This is a genomic window from Pseudoalteromonas fuliginea, assembly GCF_000690055.1.
GTDB lineage: Bacteria > Pseudomonadota > Gammaproteobacteria > Enterobacterales > Alteromonadaceae > Pseudoalteromonas > Pseudoalteromonas fuliginea.
In genome coordinates this window covers 1-277 of sequence record NZ_JJNZ01000242.1, presented here as the reverse complement: position 1 = coordinate 277, position 277 = coordinate 1, and the positions used below count along the sequence as shown (strand labels likewise).

1 protein-coding gene is annotated in these 277 nt (G+C 30.3%); it reads right to left on the bottom strand.

Annotated elements, in window-relative coordinates:
- Window positions 1-277: hypothetical protein (locus DC53_RS22460; RefSeq protein ID WP_033032670.1), on the bottom strand; the 277-nt coding region annotated here is incomplete at both ends.

Below are 277 nucleotides of genomic sequence, written 5' to 3'. Positions count from 1 at the left end.
AAATCGGCTTTTATGTAAGAATAATCTACATGTAACTTGTTAGCAAGGTTTACTAGCGATGTATCACAACCCGTACATTCTATATCCTGTATTTTTTTAAGAGTAAACTTTTTATAGAGACTATCGGAATCTCCGATAAACTGCTCAATCTCTTTATTATTTACTAATGAATTTATCTCCGATGATTTAATTTCGGTAACTCCTTCTTTATTCTCCCTACCACAAGACGTAAGAATAAGGAATAAAATAAATAATTGTAATAATTTCAGATCGGAAG